Source organism: Neobacillus sp. WH10 (assembly GCF_030123405.1).
Lineage (GTDB): Bacteria > Bacillota > Bacilli > Bacillales > Cytobacillaceae > Neobacillus.
In genome coordinates, this window is the sequence record NZ_CP126110.1 from 146410 (window position 1) to 170990 (window position 24581).

General features: G+C 41.2%; 36 protein-coding genes. 34 read left to right on the top strand and 2 right to left on the bottom strand.

Annotated elements, in window-relative coordinates:
- The first annotated feature begins 46 nt into the window (after positions 1 to 46).
- The 34 genes from rpsS to QNH20_RS00895 all read left to right on the top strand — a co-directional run bounded on the left by rpsS (position 47) and on the right by QNH20_RS00895 (position 22471).
- Positions 47 to 325, top strand: a complete 279-nt coding sequence (gene rpsS, locus QNH20_RS00730; RefSeq protein WP_026565526.1) for a 30S ribosomal protein S19 — start codon at positions 47 to 49, stop codon at positions 323 to 325.
- Between the two features lie 17 nt (positions 326 to 342).
- On the top strand, positions 343 to 684 hold the full coding sequence (gene rplV / locus QNH20_RS00735) for a 50S ribosomal protein L22 (protein WP_024027902.1): 342 nt from the start codon (positions 343 to 345) through the stop codon (positions 682 to 684).
- Positions 685 to 687: 3 nt separating this feature from the next.
- A complete protein-coding gene (gene rpsC / locus QNH20_RS00740; protein ID WP_283921067.1) occupies positions 688 to 1344 on the top strand; it encodes a 30S ribosomal protein S3 in 657 nt (218 codons plus the stop codon).
- A gap of 2 nt (positions 1345 to 1346) precedes the next feature.
- On the top strand, positions 1347 to 1781 hold the full coding sequence (gene rplP, locus QNH20_RS00745) for a 50S ribosomal protein L16 (protein ID WP_283921068.1): 435 nt from the start codon (positions 1347 to 1349) through the stop codon (positions 1779 to 1781).
- Positions 1771 to 1971 (top strand): 50S ribosomal protein L29, encoded by a 201-nt coding sequence (rpmC, locus tag QNH20_RS00750; protein WP_040203247.1) that lies wholly within the window; start codon positions 1771 to 1773, stop codon positions 1969 to 1971. The genes rplP and rpmC overlap by 11 nt, the downstream gene beginning before the upstream one ends.
- A gap of 23 nt (positions 1972 to 1994) precedes the next feature.
- Entirely contained in the window at positions 1995 to 2258 is a 264-nt protein-coding gene (gene rpsQ, locus QNH20_RS00755) for a 30S ribosomal protein S17 (protein ID WP_066207109.1), read from the top strand.
- 39 nt (positions 2259 to 2297) lie between these two features.
- Positions 2298 to 2666, top strand: coding sequence for a 50S ribosomal protein L14 (rplN, locus tag QNH20_RS00760; RefSeq protein WP_007085280.1), 369 nt, complete (start codon positions 2298 to 2300; stop codon positions 2664 to 2666).
- A gap of 36 nt (positions 2667 to 2702) precedes the next feature.
- A complete protein-coding gene (gene rplX, locus QNH20_RS00765) occupies positions 2703 to 3011 on the top strand; it encodes a 50S ribosomal protein L24 (protein ID WP_283921069.1) in 309 nt (102 codons plus the stop codon).
- 28 nt (positions 3012 to 3039) lie between these two features.
- The gene (gene rplE / locus QNH20_RS00770; protein WP_283921070.1) at positions 3040 to 3579 is read left to right on the top strand and encodes a 50S ribosomal protein L5; all 540 of its coding nucleotides are present in this window, start codon (positions 3040 to 3042) and stop codon (positions 3577 to 3579) included.
- A gap of 24 nt (positions 3580 to 3603) precedes the next feature.
- Entirely contained in the window at positions 3604 to 3789 is a 186-nt protein-coding gene (rpsN, locus tag QNH20_RS00775) for a 30S ribosomal protein S14 (RefSeq protein WP_007085277.1), read from the top strand.
- 29 nt (positions 3790 to 3818) lie between these two features.
- Entirely contained in the window at positions 3819 to 4217 is a 399-nt protein-coding gene (rpsH, locus tag QNH20_RS00780) for a 30S ribosomal protein S8 (RefSeq protein ID WP_283921071.1), read from the top strand.
- Positions 4218 to 4248: 31 nt separating this feature from the next.
- Complete coding sequence (gene rplF, locus QNH20_RS00785) at positions 4249 to 4785, top strand: 50S ribosomal protein L6 (protein ID WP_283921072.1); 537 nt, start codon at positions 4249 to 4251, stop codon at positions 4783 to 4785.
- Positions 4786 to 4817: 32 nt separating this feature from the next.
- Positions 4818 to 5180 carry a 50S ribosomal protein L18 gene (gene rplR / locus QNH20_RS00790; protein WP_283921073.1) on the top strand — a complete coding sequence of 121 codons (363 nt, stop codon included), beginning with the start codon at positions 4818 to 4820 and terminating at the stop codon, positions 5178 to 5180.
- 24 nt (positions 5181 to 5204) lie between these two features.
- Positions 5205 to 5705 (top strand): 30S ribosomal protein S5, encoded by a 501-nt coding sequence (gene rpsE / locus QNH20_RS00795; protein ID WP_283921074.1) that lies wholly within the window; start codon positions 5205 to 5207, stop codon positions 5703 to 5705.
- A gap of 13 nt (positions 5706 to 5718) precedes the next feature.
- Positions 5719 to 5898, top strand: coding sequence for a 50S ribosomal protein L30 (gene rpmD / locus QNH20_RS00800; RefSeq protein WP_098533198.1), 180 nt, complete (start codon positions 5719 to 5721; stop codon positions 5896 to 5898).
- A 32-nt stretch (positions 5899 to 5930) separates the two neighbouring features.
- Complete coding sequence (rplO, locus tag QNH20_RS00805; protein WP_283921075.1) at positions 5931 to 6371, top strand: 50S ribosomal protein L15; 441 nt, start codon at positions 5931 to 5933, stop codon at positions 6369 to 6371.
- Positions 6371 to 7666: a preprotein translocase subunit SecY gene (secY, locus tag QNH20_RS00810; protein WP_283921076.1), complete on the top strand. Its 1296-nt coding sequence runs from the start codon at positions 6371 to 6373 to the stop codon at positions 7664 to 7666. Before rplO ends, secY begins: the two co-directional genes overlap by 1 nt.
- A 58-nt stretch (positions 7667 to 7724) precedes the next feature.
- Positions 7725 to 8375, top strand: a complete 651-nt coding sequence (locus QNH20_RS00815) for an adenylate kinase (protein ID WP_283921077.1) — start codon at positions 7725 to 7727, stop codon at positions 8373 to 8375.
- A gap of 291 nt (positions 8376 to 8666) precedes the next feature.
- Entirely contained in the window at positions 8667 to 8885 is a 219-nt protein-coding gene (gene infA / locus QNH20_RS00820) for a translation initiation factor IF-1 (protein ID WP_007085268.1), read from the top strand.
- Between the two features lie 40 nt (positions 8886 to 8925).
- Positions 8926 to 9039, top strand: a complete 114-nt coding sequence (rpmJ, locus tag QNH20_RS00825; RefSeq protein WP_000868344.1) for a 50S ribosomal protein L36 — start codon at positions 8926 to 8928, stop codon at positions 9037 to 9039.
- A gap of 23 nt (positions 9040 to 9062) precedes the next feature.
- Complete coding sequence (rpsM, locus tag QNH20_RS00830; RefSeq protein WP_071355923.1) at positions 9063 to 9428, top strand: 30S ribosomal protein S13; 366 nt, start codon at positions 9063 to 9065, stop codon at positions 9426 to 9428.
- A gap of 22 nt (positions 9429 to 9450) precedes the next feature.
- A complete protein-coding gene (rpsK, locus tag QNH20_RS00835; protein ID WP_026574109.1) occupies positions 9451 to 9840 on the top strand; it encodes a 30S ribosomal protein S11 in 390 nt (129 codons plus the stop codon).
- A gap of 177 nt (positions 9841 to 10017) precedes the next feature.
- Positions 10018 to 10962, top strand: a complete 945-nt coding sequence (locus tag QNH20_RS00840; RefSeq protein WP_283921078.1) for a DNA-directed RNA polymerase subunit alpha — start codon at positions 10018 to 10020, stop codon at positions 10960 to 10962.
- 54 nt (positions 10963 to 11016) lie between these two features.
- Positions 11017 to 11379 carry a 50S ribosomal protein L17 gene (gene rplQ / locus QNH20_RS00845; RefSeq protein WP_283921079.1) on the top strand — a complete coding sequence of 121 codons (363 nt, stop codon included), beginning with the start codon at positions 11017 to 11019 and terminating at the stop codon, positions 11377 to 11379.
- A 346-nt stretch (positions 11380 to 11725) separates the two neighbouring features.
- Positions 11726 to 12565 (top strand): energy-coupling factor ABC transporter ATP-binding protein, encoded by an 840-nt coding sequence (locus QNH20_RS00850; RefSeq protein WP_283921080.1) that lies wholly within the window; start codon positions 11726 to 11728, stop codon positions 12563 to 12565.
- The gene (locus tag QNH20_RS00855) at positions 12541 to 13410 is read left to right on the top strand and encodes an energy-coupling factor ABC transporter ATP-binding protein (protein ID WP_283921081.1); all 870 of its coding nucleotides are present in this window, start codon (positions 12541 to 12543) and stop codon (positions 13408 to 13410) included. Before QNH20_RS00850 ends, QNH20_RS00855 begins: the two co-directional genes overlap by 25 nt.
- Positions 13407 to 14204 (top strand): energy-coupling factor transporter transmembrane component T family protein, encoded by a 798-nt coding sequence (locus QNH20_RS00860; protein WP_283921082.1) that lies wholly within the window; start codon positions 13407 to 13409, stop codon positions 14202 to 14204. Before QNH20_RS00855 ends, QNH20_RS00860 begins: the two co-directional genes overlap by 4 nt.
- 16 nt (positions 14205 to 14220) lie before the next feature.
- Entirely contained in the window at positions 14221 to 14961 is a 741-nt protein-coding gene (gene truA, locus QNH20_RS00865) for a tRNA pseudouridine(38-40) synthase TruA (RefSeq protein ID WP_283921083.1), read from the top strand.
- Between the two features lie 359 nt (positions 14962 to 15320).
- Positions 15321 to 15758, top strand: a complete 438-nt coding sequence (rplM, locus tag QNH20_RS00870; RefSeq protein WP_283921084.1) for a 50S ribosomal protein L13 — start codon at positions 15321 to 15323, stop codon at positions 15756 to 15758.
- Between the two features lie 20 nt (positions 15759 to 15778).
- On the top strand, positions 15779 to 16171 hold the full coding sequence (rpsI, locus tag QNH20_RS00875) for a 30S ribosomal protein S9 (protein ID WP_098533175.1): 393 nt from the start codon (positions 15779 to 15781) through the stop codon (positions 16169 to 16171).
- A gap of 274 nt (positions 16172 to 16445) precedes the next feature.
- Positions 16446 to 16742, top strand: coding sequence for a hypothetical protein (locus QNH20_RS27015; protein WP_481858082.1), 297 nt, complete (start codon positions 16446 to 16448; stop codon positions 16740 to 16742).
- Between the two features lie 233 nt (positions 16743 to 16975).
- On the top strand, positions 16976 to 18922 hold the full coding sequence (locus QNH20_RS00885) for a putative thiazole-containing bacteriocin maturation protein (RefSeq protein WP_283921086.1): 1947 nt from the start codon (positions 16976 to 16978) through the stop codon (positions 18920 to 18922).
- Complete coding sequence (locus tag QNH20_RS00890) at positions 18922 to 20862, top strand: TOMM precursor leader peptide-binding protein (RefSeq protein WP_283921087.1); 1941 nt, start codon at positions 18922 to 18924, stop codon at positions 20860 to 20862. Before QNH20_RS00885 ends, QNH20_RS00890 begins: the two co-directional genes overlap by 1 nt.
- 22 nt (positions 20863 to 20884) lie before the next feature.
- Complete coding sequence (locus QNH20_RS00895) at positions 20885 to 22471, top strand: SagB family peptide dehydrogenase (protein ID WP_283921088.1); 1587 nt, start codon at positions 20885 to 20887, stop codon at positions 22469 to 22471.
- Positions 22472 to 22660: 189 nt separating this feature from the next.
- Here the strand turns inward: QNH20_RS00895 and QNH20_RS00900 are convergent, their stop codons facing one another.
- Together QNH20_RS00900 and QNH20_RS00905 are read right to left on the bottom strand one after the other, a co-directional pair.
- On the bottom strand, positions 22661 to 23302 hold the full coding sequence (locus tag QNH20_RS00900; protein WP_283921089.1) for a response regulator: 642 nt from the start codon (positions 23300 to 23302) through the stop codon (positions 22661 to 22663).
- Positions 23303 to 23315: 13 nt separating this feature from the next.
- The gene (locus tag QNH20_RS00905; RefSeq protein WP_283921090.1) at positions 23316 to 24434 is read right to left on the bottom strand and encodes a GAF domain-containing sensor histidine kinase; all 1119 of its coding nucleotides are present in this window, start codon (positions 24432 to 24434) and stop codon (positions 23316 to 23318) included.
- Between the last annotated feature and the right edge of the window lie 147 nt (positions 24435 to 24581).

The window sequence follows — 24581 nt, forward strand, 5'->3', positions numbered from 1 at the left end:
GGTTCAAAGATAGAACCGTAGAGCAGTCACGAAGGGAGGTTCCTTCATGGGTCGCAGCTTAAAAAAAGGACCATTTGTTGATGATCATTTAATGGTTAAGGTCGAAAAGTTAAATGAAACTGAGAGTAAGCAAGTTATTAAAACTTGGTCTCGCCGTTCTACGATCTTCCCACAATTTATCGGCCACACAATCGCTGTTTATGATGGTCGCAAACATGTGCCTGTTTATGTTACTGAAGACATGGTAGGACACAAGCTTGGAGAATTCGCTCCAACACGTGCTTACAAAGGGCATGGAAATGATGACAAGAAAACAAGACGTTAAGAGAGGAGGGCATCCAAATGCAAGCTAAAGCTGTTGCAAGAACAGTTCGTATTGCTCCTCGTAAAGCACGTTTAGTCGTTGATTTAATCCGAGGTAAGCAAGTTGGTGAAGCGGTGGCGATTTTAAATCTCACTCCTAAGGCTGCTTCTCCAATCGTTGAAAAAGTATTAAAGTCAGCTATGGCAAATGCTGAGCACAACTATGAAATGGACGTAAATAATCTAGTTGTTGAACAAGCATTCGTTGACGAAGGACCAACCTTAAAACGTTTCCGTCCTCGCGCAATGGGCCGTGCAAGCCAAATTAACAAACGCACAAGCCACATCACAATCGTTTTATCAGAAAAGAAGGAGGGATAAGCTGTGGGTCAAAAAGTAAATCCAGTCGGTTTGCGTATCGGAATCATCCGTGATTGGGAATCTAAATGGTACGCAGGTAAAGACTTCGCTACTCTTTTACACGAAGACCTTAAAGTTCGTGAGTACATCACGAAGCGTTTAAAAGATGCTTCTGTTTCTAAAGTAGAAATCGAACGTGCTGCTAACCGTGTGAATGTTACAGTTCATACTGCTAAGCCTGGTATGGTTATCGGTAAAGGCGGAACAGAAGTCGAAGCACTTCGTAAGGCATTAAATCAATTAACTGGCAAACGTGTTCACATCAACATTCTTGAAATCAAGAGAGCTGATCTTGATGCGAAACTAGTTGCTGAAAATATTGCTCGTCAATTAGAAAACCGTGTATCTTTCCGTCGTGCCCAAAAGCAAGTCATTCAACGTGCAATGCGTGCAGGTGCGAAAGGTATCAAAACAATGGTATCTGGCCGTCTTGGCGGCGCTGATATCGCTCGTTCTGAACATTACAGCGAAGGAACAGTTCCACTTCATACTCTTCGCGCTGATATCGACTATGCTACAGCTGAAGCTGATACTACTTATGGTAAGCTAGGCGTAAAAGTATGGATCTATAAGGGAGAAGTCCTTCCTACTAAGAAGAAAAATGCGGAAGGAGGCAAATAATCATGTTATTGCCAAAACGCGTAAAATATCGCCGTCAACACCGTGGTAAAATGCGTGGTAACGCAAAAGGCGGCACGGAAGTAACTTTCGGTGAATACGGCCTACAAGCAACTGAAGCTTCTTGGATCACAAATCGTCAAATTGAAGCTGCCCGTATTGCCATGACACGTTACATGAAACGTGGCGGTAAAGTTTGGATTAAAATCTTCCCACATAAGCCTTACACTGCTAAACCATTAGAAGTGCGGATGGGTTCCGGTAAAGGGGCACCTGAAGGCTGGGTAGCTGTTGTAAAACCTGGAAAAGTAATGTTCGAAATTGCTGGCGTTTCTGAAGAAATCGCACGTGAAGCACTTCGACTTGCAATGCACAAACTTCCTGTAAAGTGTAAGTTTGTAAAACGAGAAGAAATTGGTGGTGAATCAAGTGAAAGCTAATGAACTACGTGACCTTACCACTGCTGAAATTGAACAAAAAGTAAAATCTCTAAAAGAAGAGCTTTTCAACCTTCGCTTTCAATTGGCGACAGGACAACTTGAAAACACAGCTCGTATTCGTGAAGTACGCAAATCGATTGCTCGCATGAAAACAGTTGTTCGTGAAAGAGAAATCAGCGTTAACAAGTGATTATTGAGAGGAGGTTCACAACAATGAGTGAACGTAACCAACGCAAGGTTTACACTGGACGCGTTGTTTCTGACAAAATGGATAAAACCGTTACAGTTCTTGTCGAAACACATAAAAAGCATCCATTATACGGTAAACGCGTTAAGTACTCTAAAAAGTTTAAAGCTCATGATGAGCAAAACCAGGCAAAAATTGGCGATGTTGTACGCATCATGGAAACTCGCCCACTTTCAGCTACTAAACGCTTCCGTTTAGTCGAAGTAGTAGAAAAAGCAGTTATTATTTAATTGTTCGGATAAGCTTCATTCCGAAGGGAGGTTACACACATGATTCAACAAGAATCACGTTTAAAAGTTGCTGACAACTCTGGTGCTCGTGAAGTACTTACGATTAAAGTTCTTGGTGGTTCTGGTCGCAAAACTGCTAATATTGGTGATGTGATCGTTTGTACAGTAAAACAAGCAACACCTGGTGGCGTTGTTAAAAAAGGTGACGTTGTTAAGGCAGTTATTGTTCGTACAAAGACCGGTGCACGCCGTCCTGATGGTTCTTACATTCGTTTTGATGAAAACGCATGTGTTATTATCAAGGATGATAAGAGCCCACGTGGAACTCGTATCTTCGGTCCAGTTGCCCGTGAACTTCGCGATAACAACTTTATGAAAATTGTATCATTAGCTCCAGAAGTATTATAATTTTAAAATCAATTGCCTTTAAGGAGGTGCGATCAGATGCATGTTAAAAAAGGTGATAAAGTAAGAGTCATCTCTGGTAAGGATAAAGGCAAAACAGGTGTAATCCTAGCTTCTTATCCTAAAGATAGCCGTGTTCTAGTAGAAGGTGTAAACATCGTGAAAAAACACGCTAAGCCTTCTCAAGTGAATCCACAAGGCGGTATTATCAGCTTTGAGGCTCCAATTCATGTATCAAACGTTATGCCTATCGATCCTAAATCAGGTAACCCGACTCGTGTAGGTTACAAAACGGTTGATGGCAAAAAAGTACGCGTAGCAAAATCCGGTGAAGTTTTAGATAAATAGTTTAAATTTTAGAAGGGAGGTACCATAAGTGAACCGCCTAAAAGACAAATTTGTTAAAGAAGTGACTCCTGCTCTTATGAGCAAGTTCAACTATAAATCAGTAATGCAAGTTCCAAAACTTGATAAAATTGTTGTAAACATGGGTGTTGGTGACGCTGTTGCGAATGCTAAGGCACTTGATAATGCAGTAGAAGAGCTTGCAACGATTACAGGTCAAAAGCCTGTTGTAACTCGTGCGAAAAAATCTATCGCTGGCTTCCGTCTACGTGAAGGTATGCCAATCGGTGCAAAGGTTACTCTTCGCGGTGAGCGCATGTACGAATTCTTGGATAAATTAGTTTCTGTTTCTTTACCTCGTGTTCGTGACTTCCGTGGTGTTTCTAAAAAAGCATTCGATGGTCGCGGTAACTATACATTGGGTATTAAAGAACAATTAATCTTCCCTGAAATTGATTACGATAAAGTAAGCAAAGTTCGTGGTATGGATATCGTTATCGTAACGACTGCAAACACTGATGAAGAATCTCGTGAACTTTTAACTCAATTTGGAATGCCATTCCAAAAGTAATCGTTAAATAAGGGAGGCGAAAACGTGGCTAAAAAGTCAATGATTGCGAAACAACAGCGCACGCCTAAATTCAAAGTACAAGAGTATACACGCTGCGAACGTTGCGGACGTCCACACTCTGTATACCGTAAATTTAAGCTTTGCCGTATTTGTTTCCGTGAATTAGCATACAAAGGACAAATTCCTGGTGTTAAAAAAGCTAGCTGGTAAAACTAGAAGTTGGGAAGGAGGTAAAAATAATGGTCATGACAGATCCAATTGCTGATATGCTTACTCGCATTCGTAATGCGAACATGGTGCGTCACGAAAAGTTAGAAGTGCCTGCTTCTAATTTGAAAAAAGAAATTGCTGAAATCCTCAAGCGCGAAGGTTTCGTACGTGACGTCGAATTTATCGAAGACAACAAACAAGGTATCATCCGTATCTTCTTAAAGTACGGTGCAAATAACGAACGCGTTATTACTGGTCTTAAGCGCATAAGCAAGCCCGGACTTCGAGTTTACGCTAAATCAAATGAGGTACCACGCGTTCTTAACGGTCTTGGTATCGCATTAGTTTCAACATCACAAGGTGTTATTACAGATAAAGAAGCTCGTGCAAAACAAGTCGGCGGAGAAGTATTAGCTTACGTTTGGTAATAGAGTTTCTGAATGAATGGAGGTGCACTAAATGTCTCGCGTAGGGAAAAAACCAATTGAAATTCCAGCAGGAGTTACAATTACGTTAAACAATAATACTGTTACTGTTAAAGGACCTAAAGGCGAACTTACTCGTTCTTTTAATCCTGATATCACAATTAACGTTGAAGAAAACGTTGTAACAATCACACGTCCATCTGACGTAAAAGAACACCGCGCATTGCACGGAACAACTCGTGCATTGATCGCAAACATGGTTGAAGGTGTTTCCACTGGCTTCACAAGAGGCTTAGAGTTAATCGGGGTTGGATATCGTGCGCAAAAGCAAGGTAACAAACTTGTATTAAACGTGGGTTACTCACATCCAGTTGAAGTTGAACCTGAAGCTGGCCTTGAAATCGAAGTACCATCTAATACAAAGGTTATTATTAAAGGTACTGATAAAGAACGTGTTGGTGCATTAGCTGCCAATATTCGCGGAGTTCGTCCTCCAGAGCCTTACAAAGGTAAAGGGATTCGTTACGAAGGTGAATTTGTTCGTCGTAAAGAAGGTAAAACAGGTAAGTAATGCCGCATAGGTAAACGAAAGGAGTGACGTAAATGATTACGAAGCTTGATAAAAACGCTACTCGCAAGAAAAGACATGCTCGTGTTCGTGCGAAACTTAGCGGTACTTCAGCTCGTCCTCGTCTAAATGTGTTTCGTTCAAACCAACACATTTATGCACAAGTGATCGATGACATGAATGGAGTAACTTTAGCAAGTGCTTCTACAATAGAAAAAGATTTTGGTCTTGAATCTACAAGAAACGTTGAAGCTGCACAAAAGGTCGGAGAATTAGTCGCTAAACGTGCGGTAGAAAAAGGTATCACTTCTGTTGTCTTTGATCGTGGAGGATACCTATACCACGGACGTGTGCAAGCATTAGCTGATGCTGCCCGTGAAAACGGCTTACAATTTTAATAGACAAAGGAGGGACACAAAAAGATGCGTCGTATTGATCCAAACAAACTTGAACTAGAAGAACGCGTAGTTACGGTTAACCGTGTTGCGAAGGTTGTTAAAGGTGGACGTCGTTTCCGTTTCTCTGCTCTTGTAGTAGTTGGGGACAAAAACGGTCATGTAGGTTTCGGCACTGGTAAAGCACAAGAAGTACCAGATGCAATCCGCAAAGCCATCGAAGATGCAAAGAAAAACTTAGTAGAAGTACCAATGGTTGGAACATCAATTCCTCACCAAGTAATTGGACGTTTTGGTGCTGGTGAAATCCTTCTAAAGCCTGCTTCTGAAGGTACAGGAGTTATCGCCGGCGGTCCAGTTCGTGCTGTTCTTGAGTTAGGCGGGGTAGCAGATATCCTTTCTAAATCATTAGGAACAAACACTCCAATCAACATGGTTCGTGCAACAGTTGATGGTTTGAAACAATTAAAACGTGCTGAAGACGTAGCAAAATTACGTGGTAAATCAGTAGAAGAACTGTTAGGATAAGGGGGGAAATCAAATGGCGAAACTTTTAATTACCCTCAACCGCAGCGTAATTGGTCGCCCTGAGGACCAACGTGAAACAGTTAAAGCGCTAGGATTACGTAAATTAAATCAAACAGTTGAGCATCAAGATAACGCTGCGATTCGCGGTATGATTAACAAAGTTGCTCACCTTGTAACAGTTAAAGAACAATAATTGATTCTTTTCTTTCATAAGGAGGTGCCAATATGAAACTTCATGAATTACAACCTGCCGAAGGTTCTCGTCAAGAACGTAAACGTTTAGGTCGCGGGATCGGTTCTGGTCAAGGAAAAACAGCAGGTAAAGGTCATAAAGGTCAAAATGCTCGTTCTGGCGGCGGTGTTCGCGTTGGTTTTGAAGGTGGTCAAACACCTTTATATCGTCGTTTACCAAAACGTGGTTTTACCAACATCAGCCGTAAAGAATATGCTGTTGTCAATCTTGATGCATTAAATCGCTTTGAAGAAGGTACAGAAGTTACTCCAGAGCTTCTTATCGAAACAGGCGTTGTAAGTAACGAAAAAGCAGGAATCAAGATTCTTGCTAAAGGGAACGTTGAGAAAAAGTTGACTGTAAAAGCTAACAAATTCTCCTCTGCTGCTAAGGAAGCGATCGAAGCTGCTGGTGGAACTATTGAGGTGATTTAATGTTCCGTACAATCTCCAATTTTATGCGCGTGGGTGATATAAGACGTAAGATCATATTCACCCTTTTAATGTTAGTCATATTTCGACTTGGTACATTTATTCCTGTACCGAATGTAAATGCTGATGTACTTGCCAGTCAAGATAAGCTAAGTGTATTTGGCATCTTAAATACCTTTGGCGGTGGAGCATTAAAACAATTCTCCATCTTTGCAATGGGTATCATGCCGTATATTACAGCATCAATTATCATTCAGCTTTTACAAATGGATGTTGTTCCGAAATTCACGGAATGGTCCAAACAAGGGGAAGCGGGCCGTCGTAAGATTGCTCAAATCACCCGTTATTTCACCGTAATACTTGGATTTATTCAAGCATTAGGTATGTCCTATGGTTTTAATAACTTAGCCAATGGGCAATTGATTGAAAACCCTGGTATTGGTACTTATCTCTTAATTGCTGTTACTTTGACTGCTGGTACATCGTTTTTGATGTGGTTAGGTGAGCAAATCACTGAAAAAGGTGTGGGAAATGGAATTTCCATTATCATCTTTGCGGGGATCGTTGCTGGTATGCCTTCCACGATCAATCAAATCTATGTTCAGCAATTTGAAAACGCAGGAGAGGCCTTATTCTTACGTATTGTAACTGTTGTAATAATCGTTCTTGCGGTTATCGCAATTGTGGTTGGTGTAATTTTTATCCAACAAGCTAATCGTAAAATACCAATCCAATATGCGAAACGGGTTGTGGCAGGTCGTAATCCAGTAGGTGGTCAATCCACTCACATGCCGTTAAAAGTTAACGCAGCTGGTGTTATCCCTGTTATCTTTGCCGTTTCATTCATTGTAACTCCAAGAACAATTGCATCATTTTTCCCAACAAATGATGTAACACTTTGGATTATCAAAAACTTTGACTATTCCGAGCCTTTCGGGATGACGTTATATGCAGCATTAATTATCGCGTTTACTTATTTCTATGCTTTTATCCAAGTTAACCCTGAACAAGTAGCGGAAAACTTACAGAAGCAAAGTGGTTATATTCCTGGAATTCGTCCAGGAAAGAGTACGCAGGAATACTTAACTCGCGTTTTATATCGATTAACCTTTGTTGGTGCACTCTTCTTAACAGTGATTGCTGTACTTCCTACTATTTTTATTAAATTAGCGAATTTACCGCAATCAGCTCAAATCGGGGGAACAAGCTTGCTGATCATCGTCGGTGTTGCACTTGATACGTACAAACAGCTTGAAGCACAATTGGTTAAACGTCATTATAAAGGATTTATTAAGTAAAAGGTTTTAGGGTCCCAAGGGTCCCTGAAACCCATTTATAGCACGAGGGGGAACACGTGTGAATTTAGTATTAATGGGGCTTCCAGGTGCCGGTAAAGGCACTCAAGCTGAAAGAATCGTCGAACAATACGGCATCCCTCATATCTCTACTGGAGATATGTTCCGTGCAGCGATGAAAGAAGGAACTGAACTAGGTTTACAAGCGAAATCATTTATGGATAAAGGTGAACTTGTTCCGGATGAAGTAACAATCGGTATCGTTCGTGAGCGATTAAGCAAGGAAGATTGCCAAAAAGGCTTTTTGTTGGATGGATTTCCTAGAACAGTACCTCAAGCAGAAGCGTTAGAAAATTTACTAGTTGATTTAAATAAAAAAATTGACTATGTAATTAATATTAACGTAGATAAGAGTATCTTAATGGAGCGTTTGACAGGGCGTCGGATTTGTAAAGATTGCGGATCAACCTATCATTTAGTTTTTAATCCTCCTGCAAAAGAGGGTGTATGCGATCGCTGCGGCGGTGAGCTATATCAAAGGGCAGATGATAATGCGGAAACGGTTCAAAATCGCTTAGACGTCAATATCAAACAACAAGAGCCGCTACTAACTTTTTATGAAACAAAAGGCTATCTCCGCACGATTGATGGTCAGCAAGATATTCACAAAGTTTTTGCTGATATTGAACAGTTACTCGGGGTCTTAGCTTAATGGTGTTAGGCAAAGTTCGAAAAATCTGGCATTCGACTCTCGAATTTCTCCAATAAGATTCAAAAGTATGTGAATGCAAATGGGCTTTTCCATTGTGCTGAGTATGCAGGACCGAGAGTTGGGCAAGAATGACATGAGAAAGTTACTATTTCTCATAATGAAAAAATTCTTTGCGGACAAAATGCAGTGTTATATGTTATTATTATAAGGTTGCATAATGTCGAATGAACAATAAGACTCGCTTGCATTTTTATGAACGCTATTTTTGAAAAGAGAAGGGAGACGAGACCGATGGCCAAGGACGATGTTATTGAAATTGAAGGTAAAGTAATTGAAACTTTGCCAAATGCGATGTTTAAGGTAGAATTAGAAAATGGTCATACTGTGCTAGCTCATGTTTCTGGCAAAATCCGAATGCACTTTATTCGAATTCTTCCAGGTGATAAGGTAACTGTAGAGCTTTCTCCATATGACTTAACACGCGGAAGAATTACCTACCGTTTTAAATAATCAGCTTGCACTCCGTACTACTAAGGAGGTTAGGATAATAATGAAAGTTAGACCATCTGTTAAACCGATCTGCGAAAAGTGCAAAGTTATCCGTAGACGCGGAAAAGTTATGGTTATCTGTGAAAACCCTAAACATAAACAAAAACAAGGTTAATTTTGAAGGAGGTGCGCTAAAATATGGCACGTATTGCTGGTGTAGATATTCCACGTGAAAAGCGTGTAGTTATCTCTTTAACTTACATTTATGGTATTGGTAAAAATACAGCACAAAAGGTATTAGCAGAAGCTGGTGTTTCTGAAGATACTCGTGTGCGTGACTTAACTGAAGACGAATTAAACAAAATCCGTGACATCATCGACAAGTTAAAAGTTGAAGGTGATCTTCGCCGTGAAGTTTCTCTTAACATTAAGCGTTTAATGGAAATCGGCTGCTACCGCGGATTACGTCATCGTCGTGGTTTACCGGTTCGCGGACAAAATACGAAAAACAACGCTCGTACACGCAAAGGTCCTCGTAAGACTGTTGCGAACAAGAAGAAGTAATCGGCAAAGGAGGTTATTTTAAATGGCACGTAAAACTAATACACGTAAACGTCGTGTTAAAAAGAATATTGAATCAGGGATCGCTCATATCCGTTCAACATTTAACAATACGATTGTAACAATCACTGATGTTCATGGTAATGCAATTTCTTGGTCAAGTGCAGGTGCTCTTGGATTTAAAGGTTCTCGTAAATCTACTCCATTCGCAGCACAAATGGCAGCTGAAACAGCAGCTAAGACATCCATCGAACATGGTATGAAAACTTTAGAAGTTACTGTAAAAGGACCTGGTGCAGGCCGTGAAGCTGCGATTCGTGCTCTTCAAGCTGCTGGTCTTGAAGTAACAGCTATCAAAGACGTTACACCTGTTCCTCATAATGGATGCCGTCCACCAAAACGCCGTCGTGTTTAATTTTTCTGTATAGAACTTGTATCATGCGTCTATAATGGATATGATACTAATTTTTAACAACTTATACAGGAAACTTATTCCAGTTGTTGTGCACAAAACGGGAACGTATACATGGGGGAATTTCAATTAGCAATAGAATCTAATTGAGGTTTCGACGTTTTGAAGGAGGGTTATTTGATGATCGAAATAGAAAAACCAAAAATCGAAACGGTTGAGATCAACGATGATGCCAAGTACGGTAAGTTCGTCGTAGAGCCACTTGAGCGTGGATATGGTACCACTTTGGGTAACTCCTTACGTCGTATCCTACTATCTTCACTCCCAGGTGCCGCTGTTACATCGATTCAGGTCGATGGGGTACTTCATGAGTTCTCAACAATTGAAGGCGTCGTAGAGGATGTAACATCCATCATTTTAAACATTAAAAAATTAGCTTTAAAAATCTACTCTGATGAAGAGAAAACACTTGAAATTGATGTGCAGGGTGAAGGACCTGTCAAGGCAATCAATATTACCCATGACAGTGATGTTGAGATTTTAAATCCTGATCTTCATATTGCCACATTAGCATCAAATGGGCATCTTCGCATGCGTTTAACAGCTAGACGTGGTCGTGGATATACACCGGCTGAGCAGAACAAAAGAGAAGATCAGCCAATTGGTGTGATTCCAATTGACTCGATTTATACGCCAGTTTCTCGCGTGTCATATCAAGTAGAAAATACTCGTGTAGGTCAAATGACAAATTATGATAAGCTAACGCTAGATGTTTGGACAGATGGAAGCACTGGGCCAAAAGAAGCGATTGCTCTTGGTTCGAAAATTTTGACCGAGCATTTGAATATTTTCGTTGGGTTAACCGATGAGGCACAAAATGCTGAAATTATGATCGAAAAAGAAGAAGACCAAAAAGAAAAAGTTCTTGAAATGACTATTGAGGAACTCGATCTTTCTGTTCGTTCTTATAACTGCTTAAAACGTGCTGGAATCAATACTGTTCAGGAATTAGCTAATAAGACTGAAGAAGATATGATGAAGGTTCGTAACTTAGGCCGCAAGTCACTCGAAGAAGTGAAGGCAAAACTAGAAGAGCTTGGATTGGGCTTGCGTAAAGACGACTAGTTTTTTACGTTGCTAAGATCCGTTTTATGACTTCAACAAAGGAGGGAACCCTTCATGGCATACAGAAAGTTAGGACGCACAAGTGCACAGCGTAAAGCTATGCTACGTGATTTAACTACAGATTTAATTATTAATGAGCGCATCGAAACAACAGAAACTCGCGCGAAAGAACTTCGTGTGACTGTTGAAAAAATGATCACACTAGGAAAGCGCGGCGATTTACATGCTCGTCGTCAAGCTTCTTCATATGTTCGTAATGAAGTTGCTGATGCTGAAAAAGGTCAAGATGCAGTTCAAAAACTTTTCGCTGATATCGCTCCACGTTACCAAGAGCGTCAAGGTGGATACACTCGAATCATGAAACTTGGACCACGCCGCGGTGACGGTGCACCAATGGTTATTATCGAGTTAGTTTAATACCTTTTAACAGACAACAAGGGCGCTGGACAGTTTACAAACAAACTTGTTCTTTGCCCTTTTTCTGTAATAGAAATTAATAATAATGTACGACCCAAGCCATACGAGTGTTATGATGAGCGTGACTCCTTTAGAGGAGCGAAATGAAAGTGTTAAAAATCTTTCCCGGAAGGAATACTTGTATTCTTTTTTGCGACTCGTCTAGCTCATGCACCTCCTCCCATTTCTTTGTAGAAATATCTTTTTTTGCAGTATAATCGATACTGCCAGGGGACGAGGTGCGGGCTTTTTTTGTATTATTAAATATATATAGCTGAGTTAAGATGAGAGGAGACGAGGAATATCTATGAAGGAGTCAATTGTATCGCTTAAAGGAGTTTCTTTTCAATACGATTCACAGGAACGCTATGCCTTAAACAATGTCACCTTCGATATCTATGATGGCGAATGGCTGGCCATTGTCGGGCATAATGGCTCAGGTAAATCAACGATGGCAAAGCTCTTAAATGGTCTGCAATTTGCGCAGCAAGGAGAAATAACTGTTTCTGGGATGCAGCTTAACGAAGAGTCGATTTGGGATATTCGCAAAAAGATAGGTATGGTTTTTCAAAACCCTGATAACCAATTTGTGGGGACAACGGTACAGGATGATGTGGCTTTTGGTCTAGAAAACAATGGGATACACAGGGATGAAATGGTACATCGGGTCGAAGATTCATTAAGGAAAGTGAAGATGGATCAATTTCTATATCAAGAGCCCCACCATCTATCAGGTGGACAGAAGCAGAGAGTAGCGATTGCTGGTGTACTTGCGTTAAGACCTTCCATTATTATTCTAGATGAAGCAACTTCTATGCTTGACCCAAGAGGACGTGAAGAGGTATTAGAGACGGTAAGAGTATTAAAAGAAGAGAAGTCTTTAACAGTGATCTCGATTACTCACGACCTGGAAGAGGCAGCAAAGGCGGACCGCATCATTGTCATGAATAAAGGGGAAGTATTTCGCGAGGGAACCCCAGAAGAGATTTTCTCAATGGATGAGCAATTGATTCAATTAGGATTGGATATTCCTTTTTCGGTAAAAATGAGCAAAGCATTCCGGCAAAAAGGGATTGAACTATCACAGCATTATTTATCGGAAGAAGAGTTGGTGACAGAGCTATGGACATCGCACTTCAGCAAATAGAGTACAGGTATCAAGCAAACACCCCTTTTGAGCGGCTGGCCATTAAGGATGTATCAATCGATATTCCGACAGGCACATATATGGCGATCATAGGCCACACTGGCTCAGGAAAATCGACGGTTTTACAGCATCTAAATGCCCTGCTGCAGCCTACTAAAGGAACTGTGAAAATTGGTGAGCATGAAATCAAGGCACAGCAGAAAAATAAAAATTTAAAACAAGTACGTCAAAAGGTAGGAATTGTGTTTCAATTTCCTGAGCATCAATTGTTTGAAGAAACAGTAGAAAAAGATATTATTTTCGGACCGATGAACTTTGGTGTTTCTGAAACAGAGGCAAAGAAGAGAGCACGTCTTGCCTTGAAACAAGTCGGCTTGTCGGAAGAAATTTTGGAAAAATCACCGTTTGACTTGTCAGGCGGACAAATGCGGCGCGTAGCAATTGCCGGTGTGCTGGCAATGGAGCCTGATGTAATTGTCTTGGACGAGCCTACTGCAGGATTAGATCCGCGCGGCCGTAAAGAGATTATGGATATGTTTTATACGCTTCATAAGGAACGGAAGCTTTCTACCATACTCGTTACTCACAGTATGGAGGATGCAGCAAGATACGCCGATCAAATTGTTATTATGCAGCAAGGGAAAGTCGTCAAACAAGGAACACCCGAAGAAATCTTCTCATCACCGGTTGATTTGGTGCAAATGGGGCTTGATGTCCCTGAGGTGGTACGATTCCAACTTATGCTAGAGGAGAAAACAGGCTTGAGGCTAGGAAAAATCTATCTATCAATCGAAGAGTTATCTTCTGCTGTTACAGAGTTTTTAAGTAGAGGTGTTCGCTCATGATGGAAAAAATGATTTTTGGCCGCTATGTCCCTGCAGATTCAACGGTCCACAAGATGGACCCTCGTTCAAAATTAATCATCATCTTCCTTTTTGTTTGTATTATTTTTCTAGCTAATAACTGGATTACCTATGTACTCATCGGAATTTATACCTTTTATATGCTTGGAATGTCCCGTATTCCTGTTCGTTTTTTGTACGGAGGACTTAAGCCAGTTTTATGGCTTGTTTTATTTACACTTGTGTTGCAGCTGTTTTTTACAAAAGAAGGAGCTTTACTATTCGAGTTAGGGCCCATAAAAATTTATGAAGAGGGACTTAGGATGGGGATCTTTATCTCCTTACGATTCTTCTTTTTGATTTTAATGACGTCTTTACTGACTTTAACGACTACTCCGATTGAGATCACAGATGGGCTCGAAACCCTTTTGAATCCGTTAAAAAAGGTTCGTTTTCCCGTCCATGAAATGGCACTGATGATGTCGATTGCGCTGCGTTTCATCCCAACGCTGATGCAGGAAACAGATAAAATTATGAAGGCGCAAATTGCCAGAGGTGTTGAGTTTGCCAGCGGTCCCTTCAAGGAGCGAATTAAGGCAGTTGTTCCACTTCTCATCCCTTTGTTTGTCAGCTCCTTTAAACGAGCTGAAGAGCTGGCGGTTGCCATGGAAGCTAGAGGCTATCGCGGTGGTGAAGGAAGGACCAAATACAGGCAATTGAGCTGGAAAACGCCAGATTCCCTGCAGATGATTGTTTTAGCTATTTTAACGATTCTTTTAATTTTACTACGTTCATAAATGGGGCAGGGAAACCATGCAAAGGTATAAATGCATCATTTCTTATGATGGCTCGGGCTTTTCCGGGTATCAGGTTCAACCAAATAAACGAACAGTGCAAACAGAGCTGGAAGCTGTTTTAGCAACAATGCATAAGGGCAATCCGGTAAAAGTGAGCGGTTCCGGACGAACAGATGCGGGTGTCCATGCAAGAGGACAGGTCATTCACTTTGATTCTCCGCTTCCGATTCCGGAAGAAAAGTGGGAAGTCGCCTTAAATTCAATGCTTCCTGAAGATATTTCTGTTCGATCGGTTATGAGTGTTGCCGCGCCTTTTCATGCCCGCTTTGATGCTGTTGGGAAGGAATACCGCTATGTGCTCCATTTATCTTCTATACGGGATCCGTTCCAGCGGAATTATGCCTATCGGTACCCATACCAATTAAATTTGGAGGCTATGTGCGAGGCAAGTAGATTTTTCCTCGGTACTCATGACTTTACGAGTTTTTGCTCAGCAAAGACAGAAGTGGAGGATAAAATCAGGACAATTGAGACGATTGATTTTATCATGGAGGAAAATATTCTTACACTTCGCTTTGTTGGAAATGGCTTTTTATATAATATGGTTCGGATTCTAGTTGGAACGCTATTAGCTGTTGGATCAGGAGACATGAAGCCTGAAGAAATCCCTGTGATTTTTGAAAAAAAAGATCGTCGTTTTGCCGGGAAAACAGCGCCAGCTCACGGTTTGTATCTTTGGAAAGTGTTTTATAAATAGGAACTGTTAACCTGAAAATAGTTTAATTGGTTCATAAATCTCTTTAAGAAGAAAAAGAGCCCTTTACGGTCGATAAAAAGGTTATTCAATAAATTAAGTTACTATTTTTTAAAACAACCTGACCTGGTGTAACATTTTCTTGACAATTGGACTGTAAGTATTTATTATATTATATGTGTGTGTTTTTAATCCCACGATAAAGCCCCGGAAAGTCTTAATCGTGATTGAAAATATATGAATTGAAAAATTAAGCGCACGGATAGCTTCGACATTGATTCCCGGAACAGAATCGATTGCCGAATGCTTTATGAAGGTGCGAAAATAATAATCTTTAATGGATTTAATTAGGAGGGAAACTCATGCGTACAACGTTTATGGCAAATGCCAACAATATCGAGCGTAAATGGTACGTAATTGATGCTGAGGGCAAAACTCTTGGTCGTCTTGCTTCTGAAGTAGCATCAATCTTACGTGGTAAAAACAAACCAACTTTTACACCACATGTTGACACTGGTGATCATGTAATCATTCTTAACGCATCTAAAGTAGAACTAACTGGTAAGAAATTAACTGACAAGATTTACTATCGTCACACAATGCACCCAGGTGGTTTAAAACAAAGAACTGCTCTTGAAATGCGTACGAACTATGCTGAGAAAATGATAGAGCTTGCTGTTAAAGGCATGCTTCCAAAGAATTCTCTTGGTCGTCAAATGTTCAAAAAATTACACGTATATGCTGGCGCAGAACATCAGCACCAAGCACAAAAACCTGAAGTTTACGAACTTCGCGGTTAATTAAGAGGGAGGGAAATAACTTGGCACAAGTTCAATATATCGGTACTGGTCGTCGTAAGAGCTCTGTCGCACGTGTGCGCTTAGTTCCAGGCACAGGTAAAATTGTAGTTAATGGTCGTGAAATCGAAGATTATATCCCATTTGAAGCTTTACGTGTTGTTGTAAGACAACCATTAGTAGCTACTGAAACAGTTGGCAGCTATGATGTTCTTGTAAACGTAAGCGGCGGTGGATACACTGGTCAAGCTGGCGCAATCCGCCACGGTATTGCTCGCGCATTACTTCAAGCTGACCCAGAATTCCGCCCAACATTAAAGCGCGCAGGTCTATTAACTCGTGACGCTCGTATGAAAGAACGTAAAAAATACGGACTTAAAGGCGCTCGTCGTGCACCTCAGTTCTCAAAACGTTAATTTTGGCGTTTCAAAGGCTCTCAACCGATTTGGTTGGGGGTCTTTTTTTATGCTTAAAAATGATACTTTCAACGTGAAATAGGCTTTTACATCAGTAACAACGACCTAAAATGAATCATAACTTGTTGAAGAGAGTACACCTAGTATCTGATGATTTCGTTTATACAAAACATAATCACCTCTGTTCATCTCTCTTACAGGTGTTTACCTGATTATTAAATACAAAGGGGAGGAAAAAATGCAGAATTTTCAAAATGATCTTCAAATGTTGGGAATGGATAATTACCATGTTGGAGAGTTAGTTCCTATGGATCTTCAGAGCCAAGATCCGCGCGTGTTTGGTGGTATGCGTTGTGGCGGTTGTGGCGGTATGCGTTGTGGCGGTTGTGGCGGTATGCGTTGTGGCGGTTGTGGCGGTTTCCGTTGTGGTGGTTGTGGTGGTTTCCGTTGTGGTGGTTGTGGAGGATTCCGTTGTGGCGGTTGTGGCGGCTGTTTCGGTTTTAGCTGTTTCGGTATTGGTTTCAGCTGTTTCGGCTTTGGTTTTAGTTGTTTCGGTATTGGTTTTATTTAGTTGTTTTGGAGTCTCAGAAAAAAATAGTTATTTTATGAACAGAAAGTGCCCCCTGCATGGACATGTGCCGCAGGAGGCACTTCTTTTTGTAATATCAGAATTTATATCATTGGACTTTGAGAATTGTCCAGCTCCTGGTGCCATGAGCTTTTCTTATTAATCATAATGGACAAATAAAAGTACATAAGATGATAGTGCATAATTAGGATTGATTTGAATTAAGGAGGAGCTGAATGACAAAACTTAATTCGTCCACACGTTTAAAGGTCAAAAGGGATTCATTTTATCTACCAGATCCAAAGGGTGGTGTGTATTTTAGAAATAACTTAAGTTCATTCCGAATGGAAGGAAATACGATTTACCAATGGATTGAAAAATTAGTGCCGATGTTTAACGGGGAGCAATCATTGGGAGATTTAACAGATGGATTAACGGAGCCGTATCGCAACAGAGTATATGAGATTGGAGAAACGTTGTACAGGAATGGCTTTGTTCGAGATGTTAGCCAAGATAGAACACATGATTTAAACCCAAAAGTCCTAGAAAAGTATGCTTCACAAATTGAATTTATTGAAAATTTTGTGGATTCTGGTGCGTACCGTTTTCAAGAGTACCGTCAAGCTAAAGTTCTGGCTATCGGTTCTGGATCTTTTATGGTTTCATTGGCTGCCGCATTAATTGAATCGGGACTTCCCAAATTCCATTTCATATTGACCGATTCAGTACCTACAAATGAATTGCGGATAAATGAGTTAGTACGCAATGCCTACATTGCTGACTCTGAAGTGGAGGTTGAGCAGGTACCATTTGAAAAAAGGGACGGAAGGAGTTTTTGGAAAGAAGCTTTGCATCCATATGATTGGATTCTGTATGTTTCTCAGGATGGAAATGTAAAAGAACTTAGGAATCTGAATATGGTTTGCAAAGAGCAAAGGAAAGGTTTTTTTCCTGCCATATGTTTAGACCGAGTGGGGCTTGCTGGTCCATTGGTTCATCCGGAATCAGAGGGATGCTGGGAGTCAGCCTGGCGCCGAATCCATCAATCATCATTGCAATTAGATTGGCAGCCGCAATCTTTCTCTACAACTGCCGGAGCTATTCTGGCCAATGTCACCGTATTCGAATTTTTCAAGAAGGCTACAGGAATTGCAGGATCCAATCAGAGTAACCAAATTTACAAACTTGATCTTGAAACGCTTGAAGGAGACTGGATTTCATTCATCACACATCCATTGGTTACAAATAAAAGTGTCTCTTCTGGACTGGTAGAAGATCTTGATGTAAGGATAAAACAAGAAAAGAGTAAAGACGAACCTTCGATTACCCTTTTAGAATGTTTCAGTCTATTAACTTCGAAAGAAACAGGGATTTTCCATACCTGGGAGGAGCGAAACTTGAAACAGCTTCCTCTTTCGCAGTGCTATGTTCAAGCGGTTAATCCAGTGTCAGAGGGACCAGCAGACCTGCTGCCAGAGGTTGTCTGTTCGGGTTTTACACATGAGGAGGCAAAGAGGGAAGCGGGACTGACTGGTATTGAAATGTATGTTTCAGAAATGTTCAAGGGATGTAGTGATCAAAAAGATAAGGTAGGTGCAAACATACCAGGGGGTTTGATCGGCATCGGTGCAGGGGAAACAATCGAGGAGGCAGTAAGTCGCGGCTTGCAAGCCTATTTAGAGAAAGAATTAAGAAATAAAAAGGACGATCTACTGAATCCTATTTTTCGAGTACAACTGGGAGAAATTGAAGATCAACGCTGCAGATTTTATTTAAATGCCCTGACTACCTTAAACGGTGCACCGACCATCGGTTTAAAAAATGAAATACTAGGCTTCCCCGTAATTTGGGTACAGTCACAGGGGCGTCGGTACACTTCTACAGGTTTAAATACAACGTTGGCTTTACGGAGTGCATTACAACAATCGCTTTTAGATAAACAAAATCAGATACATGCAAACGAAAGGATATCGGAGTCAACTGTTTTTTTGAAAGAAAAGGAATTTAAACTCGAAATCCCTTCTTGTGAAGAAATAACACAATTGGAGCTATTACAATCTTCCATTCAGGTCTTGAACCAAAACAGTAAACGCCTATTCATTTATGATCTTGCCTTCGAACCTTTTTTAAAACAGGAATTAGCAGGGGTGTATGGTGTGCAGGTTCGAGAGGAGGAATCCTAATGGCCGCCCATATTCTCATTGACGGAGAGGGTTTATTAGCGGATTATGTCTTTGATCAATTGTCCGGCAATTATCTCGTAAGGCGTCAAAGCATATTAGAAGAGGTTCCCGAAGAAATAGAATTAGCTCTAGTGTTGCACGATGCCTGGAATCCTGCCATTCATCTAAAAGCGGAAGAAAAATACAAGAACGCAGGTATCCCGTGGCTTCGAGGCTTCGTTTCTTTTGGTGAGGGAATCATTGGTCCTTTAGTTCGCCCTGATACACCGGGATGTTCTTTCTGCTCTGACATACGGCGTATGATAGCTGGATCCGATCGGAAAGAAATGTGGGAGCTACAGCTAAGGATGGCAGCAGGAGAAGGTATCATGCAAGATGCATGGGTATCAAGAACAGGTCTATTACAAATGGCAGCATTGATATGTAACGAAGTTCAAAAGGTTCTTCAAGGAGAACCCAGCAATTTAGAAGAAAGAGTGTTCATTGTTAACCTAAGAACGTTAACCAATTTTAGTCACTTTTTCTTGCCTAATCCCTTGTGCCCGATTTGCAGTCCATTACCTGATGATACACCAGAATTAGCTCAAATTAGGTTAGAATCTAGTCCTAAATTTAATGGTAGTGGTTATCGCAGCCGATCGATGGATGAATTTAAAACAGTACTGGTCAAAGACTATCTGGATTTTCGTACTGGTGTCATGAATGGAAAAATACAGGATTTCACGCTGCCATTTGCTGATGTTTTAGTGAACATGCCGTTATTTGAAGCGGACGAGGGAGTCGCTGGCCGGTCTAATTCTTATGAATTGAGCGAGCTGACTGCCATTTTAGAGGGGTTGGAACGATATTGCGGGATTGAGCCTCGAGGAAAAAGGACGGTAGTTCGTGATAGTTATCATAATTTAAAGCAAAATGCCCTAAATCCTGCAAGAGTAGGTTTGCATGAAAAGGAACAATATGCAAAGCCTCATTTTCCGTTTAAACCGTTTCATCCTGATGACCCAATGAATTGGGTCTGGGGCTATTCGTTTTTACAAGAACGTCCTATACTTGTTCCGGAGTTACTCGCCTATTACAGTTTGGGGTATGGGGAGGGCTTTGTTTATGAAACCTCCAATGGATGTGCCTTAGGGGGAAGTTTTGAAGAAGCTATTTTCCATGCCATTATGGAGGTTGTCGAGCGGGATTCATTCTTGTTAACTTGGTATGCAAAACTCCGCCTTCCGCGTCTTGACCTTAGTTCGGCTAACGATAAAGAATTACAGCTGATGGTCGACCGTATACGTGAGGTGGCGGGATATGATCTTTATTTTTTCAATTCGACGATGGAACATGCGATTCCAAGCGTGTGGGCAGTAGCCAAAAACAGAAGATCCAAGGGTGTAAACCTCATTTGTGCAGCCGGAGCTAACCCTGATCCTGTAGGGGCTGTAAAAAGCGCAATTTACGAGCTTGCGGGAATGATGGTTAGGCATGACGAAATATTGGAGGAAAACCAGCAGAAATATGAACATATGTTACAGAATCCGTTCGCAGTACGTACCATGGAGGACCATGGTTTGCTCTACGGGCTGCGAGAAGCAGAGGAACGGCTGAGTTTTTTATTGGATGATCAACGTCCATTACGTACGTTTGCAGAAGAGTTCAAGGAGCCGTCTGCAAATACTGATTTGAAGGAAGATCTTCAGGATATTCTTCAGAAGTTCCGCCGGTTAGATCTGGAGGTCATTGTGGTGGACCAAACGACACCGATAACCAAACGGAATGGATTATTCTGTGTGAAAGTATTGATCCCTGGTATGCTACCGATGACATTCGGACATCACCTTACCCGTGTGAAAGGGCTGGAGAGGGTCCTTAGAGTGCCAATGAAACTTGGATTTATGAAACAGCCGTTATCGTATGAACAGCTTAATCCATATCCCCACCCATTCCCATAATTGAAAAGTAGGAGGTGTAAGATTGGAGCTAGAAACATTTGTACATCATCTTCACTTTGATACAGAAAAAGTTGCTCCTCCAGATTGGCAAGTGGATTGGGAGGATGCACCACTTCCCTATAAACTGTACCGGGGCTTACCAGAGATTCCGCTGAACGCAGATGTACCGTTAACACTGGGCGGACGGGAAGCTAAGGCAGAACCTAGTCGGGAGGAGCTAGGTCATTTCTTATGGTATGTATACGGCATTACTCAATACTCGCAAATCGCTTTAATCGAGGACACCGAGGAAAAAGGTGCTGTGAGCTATGCCCAGTTATTCCGCAGATTTGTACCCTCTGGCGGGGCGTTATATCCCAATGAATTATATGTGTATGTAAAGCTGAAGGACACGCCAATGGGAATTTACCATTATGATGCGGCTCACCAACGCCTCCTCTTGCTGCGAGAAGGAAATTACGATTCATACTTATCAAGAAGTCTTGGAAATAGCTGTGATCTTTCTGACTGTTTCTGTACTGTTTTTGTCTCGACGTTATTTTGGAAGAATTTTTATAAATACAATAATTTTTCCTACAGACTCCAAGGGTTAGATGCTGGTGTGTTAATTGGGCAATCTTTAGAAGTGGCCAATACGATGGGGTTTTCATCTCGGGTATGCTACCAATTTCTTGATAGGTCTATTAATCATTTGCTTGGGCTTTCCGAACAGGAAGAAAGTGTATATGCCGTTATCCCCTTATCTATTAATCAACTTAACAATAGTGCTGAAGACGATCATATTAGAAGGGAAAGTGTTTCTGCCACTGAATTGTGTCGGGAAGTGCCACTGTTGGAGCATGTTTCCTATAACCGTTCAAAGAGAGTTATTGATTTTCCGATGCTGAGAAAAATGAATGAAGCATCGATATTGGAAACAACAAGGTCATTTGTAAAGATGCAGAAAGATAATCATTTGAAGCCTTTCTTAGGTTCGGAGGTAATCATGCTGCCATTTACAGAGCGTTTTTCGTACGATCTTGCATCCATTTGCCAAGAGAGGCGTTCTCCTGATATTGATTTTATGATGGGTAAAGTCAGTCAAACGCAACTATCCACTTTGTTAAATGAGACATTTTCCGTATCGTATCAGAATGACCTTGACGACAGACATAGGAATGCTGAGACCCGAATTTCTTTATACGGCAGTTTTTATAACGTGGAGGGAGTTCCAAATGGTGCTTATGTTTATGACAAAAGCGCTCATGCACTTCGGAGAATAACTCAGGGGGATTTTCGGGAGTCTTTACAAAATGGATTAATAATGCCGAATGTGAATCTGTATCAAGTTCCACTCTGTATGCATGTCGTTGGAGACAAGGATCACCTTAAAGAGAATTTGGGATATAGAGGATATCGCATTCAACAGATGGAAGCGGGCATTCTCGTGCAACGACTGCTCTTAGTGGCGTGTGCCTTAGGGATGGGGGGGCATCCATTGCTAGGGTTCGATGTGAACCAATGTGATGAACTTTATAGGATCAGTTCGAAAGGGAAAACCAGCTTAATCCAAATTCCGGTGGGTCCATACCGTCCACGTGCCTGGTTAAAAGGGCGTTTGCTTAGCTAGGAGAGACATGTGTAAAGCTCAGTTTCTAATGCAAGAATAGTTATTTGCAGTAAGGACTATATAGGAAGGTGTATGTTATACTCCTTTCTTAAAACGTTCATGATGGCGTTTAAAAGGCTCTCGAACCTTTTGGTTTAGGGGTCTTTTTTGGCACGAAAAAACGGATGTAATCCTTACTCGACATCCGTTTTAGTCTACTAATTGATTCTTTACCGCATAAAGGGCAGCTTGTGTCCGGTCAGCCAGCTCGAGCTTTGCCAATAGGTTTGATACATGAGTTTTTACGGTTTTTTCCGTGATAAAGAGAGAGGCGGCAATTTCTTTGTTACTTTTTCCTTTAGCTATTTCTTTTAAAACATCCAGCTCTCTTTTGGTTAATTCCTCTAACAAATTTTTTTCCTGTTTGCTTTTATTGGACAAATTGGCCAGTAAATGCGAAGTAGCTGTCGGATGAAGCTGGTTTTCTCCGCTCATGATTTTGTTTATCGATACGACAAGTTCATCGGGCTGGATGTCCTTTAACTGGAATCCGGAAGCACCTGCTTCAAGGGCGGGAATCACATGATCCTGATCTGAAAAGCTAGTTAACATCATAATTTTGATTTCGGGCTGTTCTTTTTTAATGATCCTTGTTGCTTGGATTCCATCCATTTCAGGCATAACCAAATCCATTAGAATAAGATCCGGTCTTAGTGATTTTGCCAGCTCGACGGCTTCTTTTCCATTTGCGGCTTCCCCGATAATATCAAGCCCCTTTTGAGTGCGGAGAAAAAAGACCAGGCCCCTTCTGACGACATGATGGTCGTCTGCTATTAATATGCGTATATTCATAAAAATCTCCCTCCTAGAAAGGAATGTGAATCTGTATAACTGTCCCGCTTCCCGGTTTGCTTTTTAATTGAAATGTCCCATTCAATGATTCTGCCCGTGATTTCATATTTTTTAATCCTAATGAGGGGATTTCAAGATTTTCTTCATAATGGAAGCCACAGCCTGAATCCTTGATTGTCATCACCACCCCATCTTTTGAAGCATGAAACAATAAAACCGCTTTTGTGGTCTGGGAATGCTTTTTACAATTGGCCAAAGCCTCTTGCCCGATCCGCCACAAAGCTTCCTCCACTTTACCAGGAATGCTGGCTGCTCCTGTCACCTTTGTTTCAATCGACAGGCCAAGCATATTAGCGTAGCTTCTTAAAGCACTTACCAGTCCATTTTCCAGTCCCTGCGGCCGCAGCTGCCAGATCAAGGCACGCATTTCCCCTAGAGCTTCCTGGGCTAAATCCTGTATATAACTAAACGTTTGTTTTACTTCATCGGTTTGTGTCATCTCCACTCCTGCCCTTGCGGTTAGGCTTAGCGAAAATAATAGCTGGTTAACGGAATCGTGAAGATCCCGTGCAAGCCGATTTCGCTCGGCAACAAGCGCTGTTTCTTGTTCCCGTTGGGTTAATTTGATTCGTTTTAATGCTGTTCCTATTTGATAGGCAATTGCTTCAAGTAAAGCGAGTTCATTTTTTTGGAAATGAGTTTTGTTTGGCGAACCTACATTTAATATACCGAATCGTTCTTGTCCGGCTCGGAGCGGGACGGTCGCATGATGGGTCAGGCCGCAAGTTTCTCCAGCTTTTTCTTCAATAACATCTTCAATTCGTTTACATTCCATAATATTAGATGCTTTATTCAGTTTTCGATTGTTGTATTTATTCACGCACCAGCACTCACCCTGGCACATCCTATGTTTATGGTCATTTGCTAAAGCAGGCGGCAGGGCTTCATCGGCTGCGAGCTGATACCCGCCATTTTCATCGATTAAAAAAATCCAGCCTGTTTGGAGTCCAGTCACATGGAGAAGTTTTTTCAAAACACCAGATAACACAACTTTTGTATCCGTTCCTTCATTTAAAAGCTCAGCAATTTCCTTTAATATGCCGATTTCTTCATATCCAGCCTCTACAGACATTCATTTCCCTCCACCGTAAAGCAGTTACTGTTATTATAGCTTATTAACAATTATTAGACGTTTGCTATTGGATCGAAAGGCTTTTCTATTTCAACTCAAATTTCGGTCTTAGTTTAGGGCTCTGAAGGCCAAATCTCGGTAAGAAAG

What these genes read in the sequence shown, in the direction of transcription:
- rplQ (WP_283921079.1), top strand. Translation starts at nt 11,017, where the DNA reads ATGGCATACAGAAAGTTAGGACGCACAAGTGCACAGCGTAAAGCTATG.
- QNH20_RS00905 (WP_283921090.1), bottom strand. Translation starts at nt 24,434, where the DNA reads ATGTCTGTAGAGGCTGGATATGAAGAAATCGGCATATTAAAGGAAATT.
- rplP (WP_283921068.1), top strand. Translation starts at nt 1,347, where the DNA reads ATGTTATTGCCAAAACGCGTAAAATATCGCCGTCAACACCGTGGTAAA.
- rpmJ (WP_000868344.1), top strand. Translation starts at nt 8,926, where the DNA reads ATGAAAGTTAGACCATCTGTTAAACCGATCTGCGAAAAGTGCAAAGTT.
- QNH20_RS00900 (WP_283921089.1), bottom strand. Translation starts at nt 23,302, where the DNA reads ATGAATATACGCATATTAATAGCAGACGACCATCATGTCGTCAGAAGG.
- rpsK (WP_026574109.1), top strand. Translation starts at nt 9,451, where the DNA reads ATGGCACGTAAAACTAATACACGTAAACGTCGTGTTAAAAAGAATATT.
- secY (WP_283921076.1), top strand. Translation starts at nt 6,371, where the DNA reads ATGTTCCGTACAATCTCCAATTTTATGCGCGTGGGTGATATAAGACGT.
- rpsS (WP_026565526.1), top strand. Translation starts at nt 47, where the DNA reads ATGGGTCGCAGCTTAAAAAAAGGACCATTTGTTGATGATCATTTAATG.
- rpsM (WP_071355923.1), top strand. Translation starts at nt 9,063, where the DNA reads ATGGCACGTATTGCTGGTGTAGATATTCCACGTGAAAAGCGTGTAGTT.
- rpsQ (WP_066207109.1), top strand. Translation starts at nt 1,995, where the DNA reads ATGAGTGAACGTAACCAACGCAAGGTTTACACTGGACGCGTTGTTTCT.
- rplF (WP_283921072.1), top strand. Translation starts at nt 4,249, where the DNA reads ATGTCTCGCGTAGGGAAAAAACCAATTGAAATTCCAGCAGGAGTTACA.
- rplM (WP_283921084.1), top strand. Translation starts at nt 15,321, where the DNA reads ATGCGTACAACGTTTATGGCAAATGCCAACAATATCGAGCGTAAATGG.
- QNH20_RS00850 (WP_283921080.1), top strand. Translation starts at nt 11,726, where the DNA reads ATGAAGGAGTCAATTGTATCGCTTAAAGGAGTTTCTTTTCAATACGAT.
- truA (WP_283921083.1), top strand. Translation starts at nt 14,221, where the DNA reads ATGCAAAGGTATAAATGCATCATTTCTTATGATGGCTCGGGCTTTTCC.
- QNH20_RS00840 (WP_283921078.1), top strand. Translation starts at nt 10,018, where the DNA reads ATGATCGAAATAGAAAAACCAAAAATCGAAACGGTTGAGATCAACGAT.
- QNH20_RS00890 (WP_283921087.1), top strand. Translation starts at nt 18,922, where the DNA reads ATGGCCGCCCATATTCTCATTGACGGAGAGGGTTTATTAGCGGATTAT.
- QNH20_RS27015 (WP_481858082.1), top strand. Translation starts at nt 16,446, where the DNA reads ATGGATAATTACCATGTTGGAGAGTTAGTTCCTATGGATCTTCAGAGC.
- rpsE (WP_283921074.1), top strand. Translation starts at nt 5,205, where the DNA reads ATGCGTCGTATTGATCCAAACAAACTTGAACTAGAAGAACGCGTAGTT.
- rpsH (WP_283921071.1), top strand. Translation starts at nt 3,819, where the DNA reads ATGGTCATGACAGATCCAATTGCTGATATGCTTACTCGCATTCGTAAT.
- QNH20_RS00885 (WP_283921086.1), top strand. Translation starts at nt 16,976, where the DNA reads ATGACAAAACTTAATTCGTCCACACGTTTAAAGGTCAAAAGGGATTCA.
- rplX (WP_283921069.1), top strand. Translation starts at nt 2,703, where the DNA reads ATGCATGTTAAAAAAGGTGATAAAGTAAGAGTCATCTCTGGTAAGGAT.
- rplO (WP_283921075.1), top strand. Translation starts at nt 5,931, where the DNA reads ATGAAACTTCATGAATTACAACCTGCCGAAGGTTCTCGTCAAGAACGT.
- rpmD (WP_098533198.1), top strand. Translation starts at nt 5,719, where the DNA reads ATGGCGAAACTTTTAATTACCCTCAACCGCAGCGTAATTGGTCGCCCT.
- rplR (WP_283921073.1), top strand. Translation starts at nt 4,818, where the DNA reads ATGATTACGAAGCTTGATAAAAACGCTACTCGCAAGAAAAGACATGCT.
- rplN (WP_007085280.1), top strand. Translation starts at nt 2,298, where the DNA reads ATGATTCAACAAGAATCACGTTTAAAAGTTGCTGACAACTCTGGTGCT.
- rplV (WP_024027902.1), top strand. Translation starts at nt 343, where the DNA reads ATGCAAGCTAAAGCTGTTGCAAGAACAGTTCGTATTGCTCCTCGTAAA.
- QNH20_RS00860 (WP_283921082.1), top strand. Translation starts at nt 13,407, where the DNA reads ATGATGGAAAAAATGATTTTTGGCCGCTATGTCCCTGCAGATTCAACG.
- QNH20_RS00855 (WP_283921081.1), top strand. Translation starts at nt 12,541, where the DNA reads ATGGACATCGCACTTCAGCAAATAGAGTACAGGTATCAAGCAAACACC.
- infA (WP_007085268.1), top strand. Translation starts at nt 8,667, where the DNA reads ATGGCCAAGGACGATGTTATTGAAATTGAAGGTAAAGTAATTGAAACT.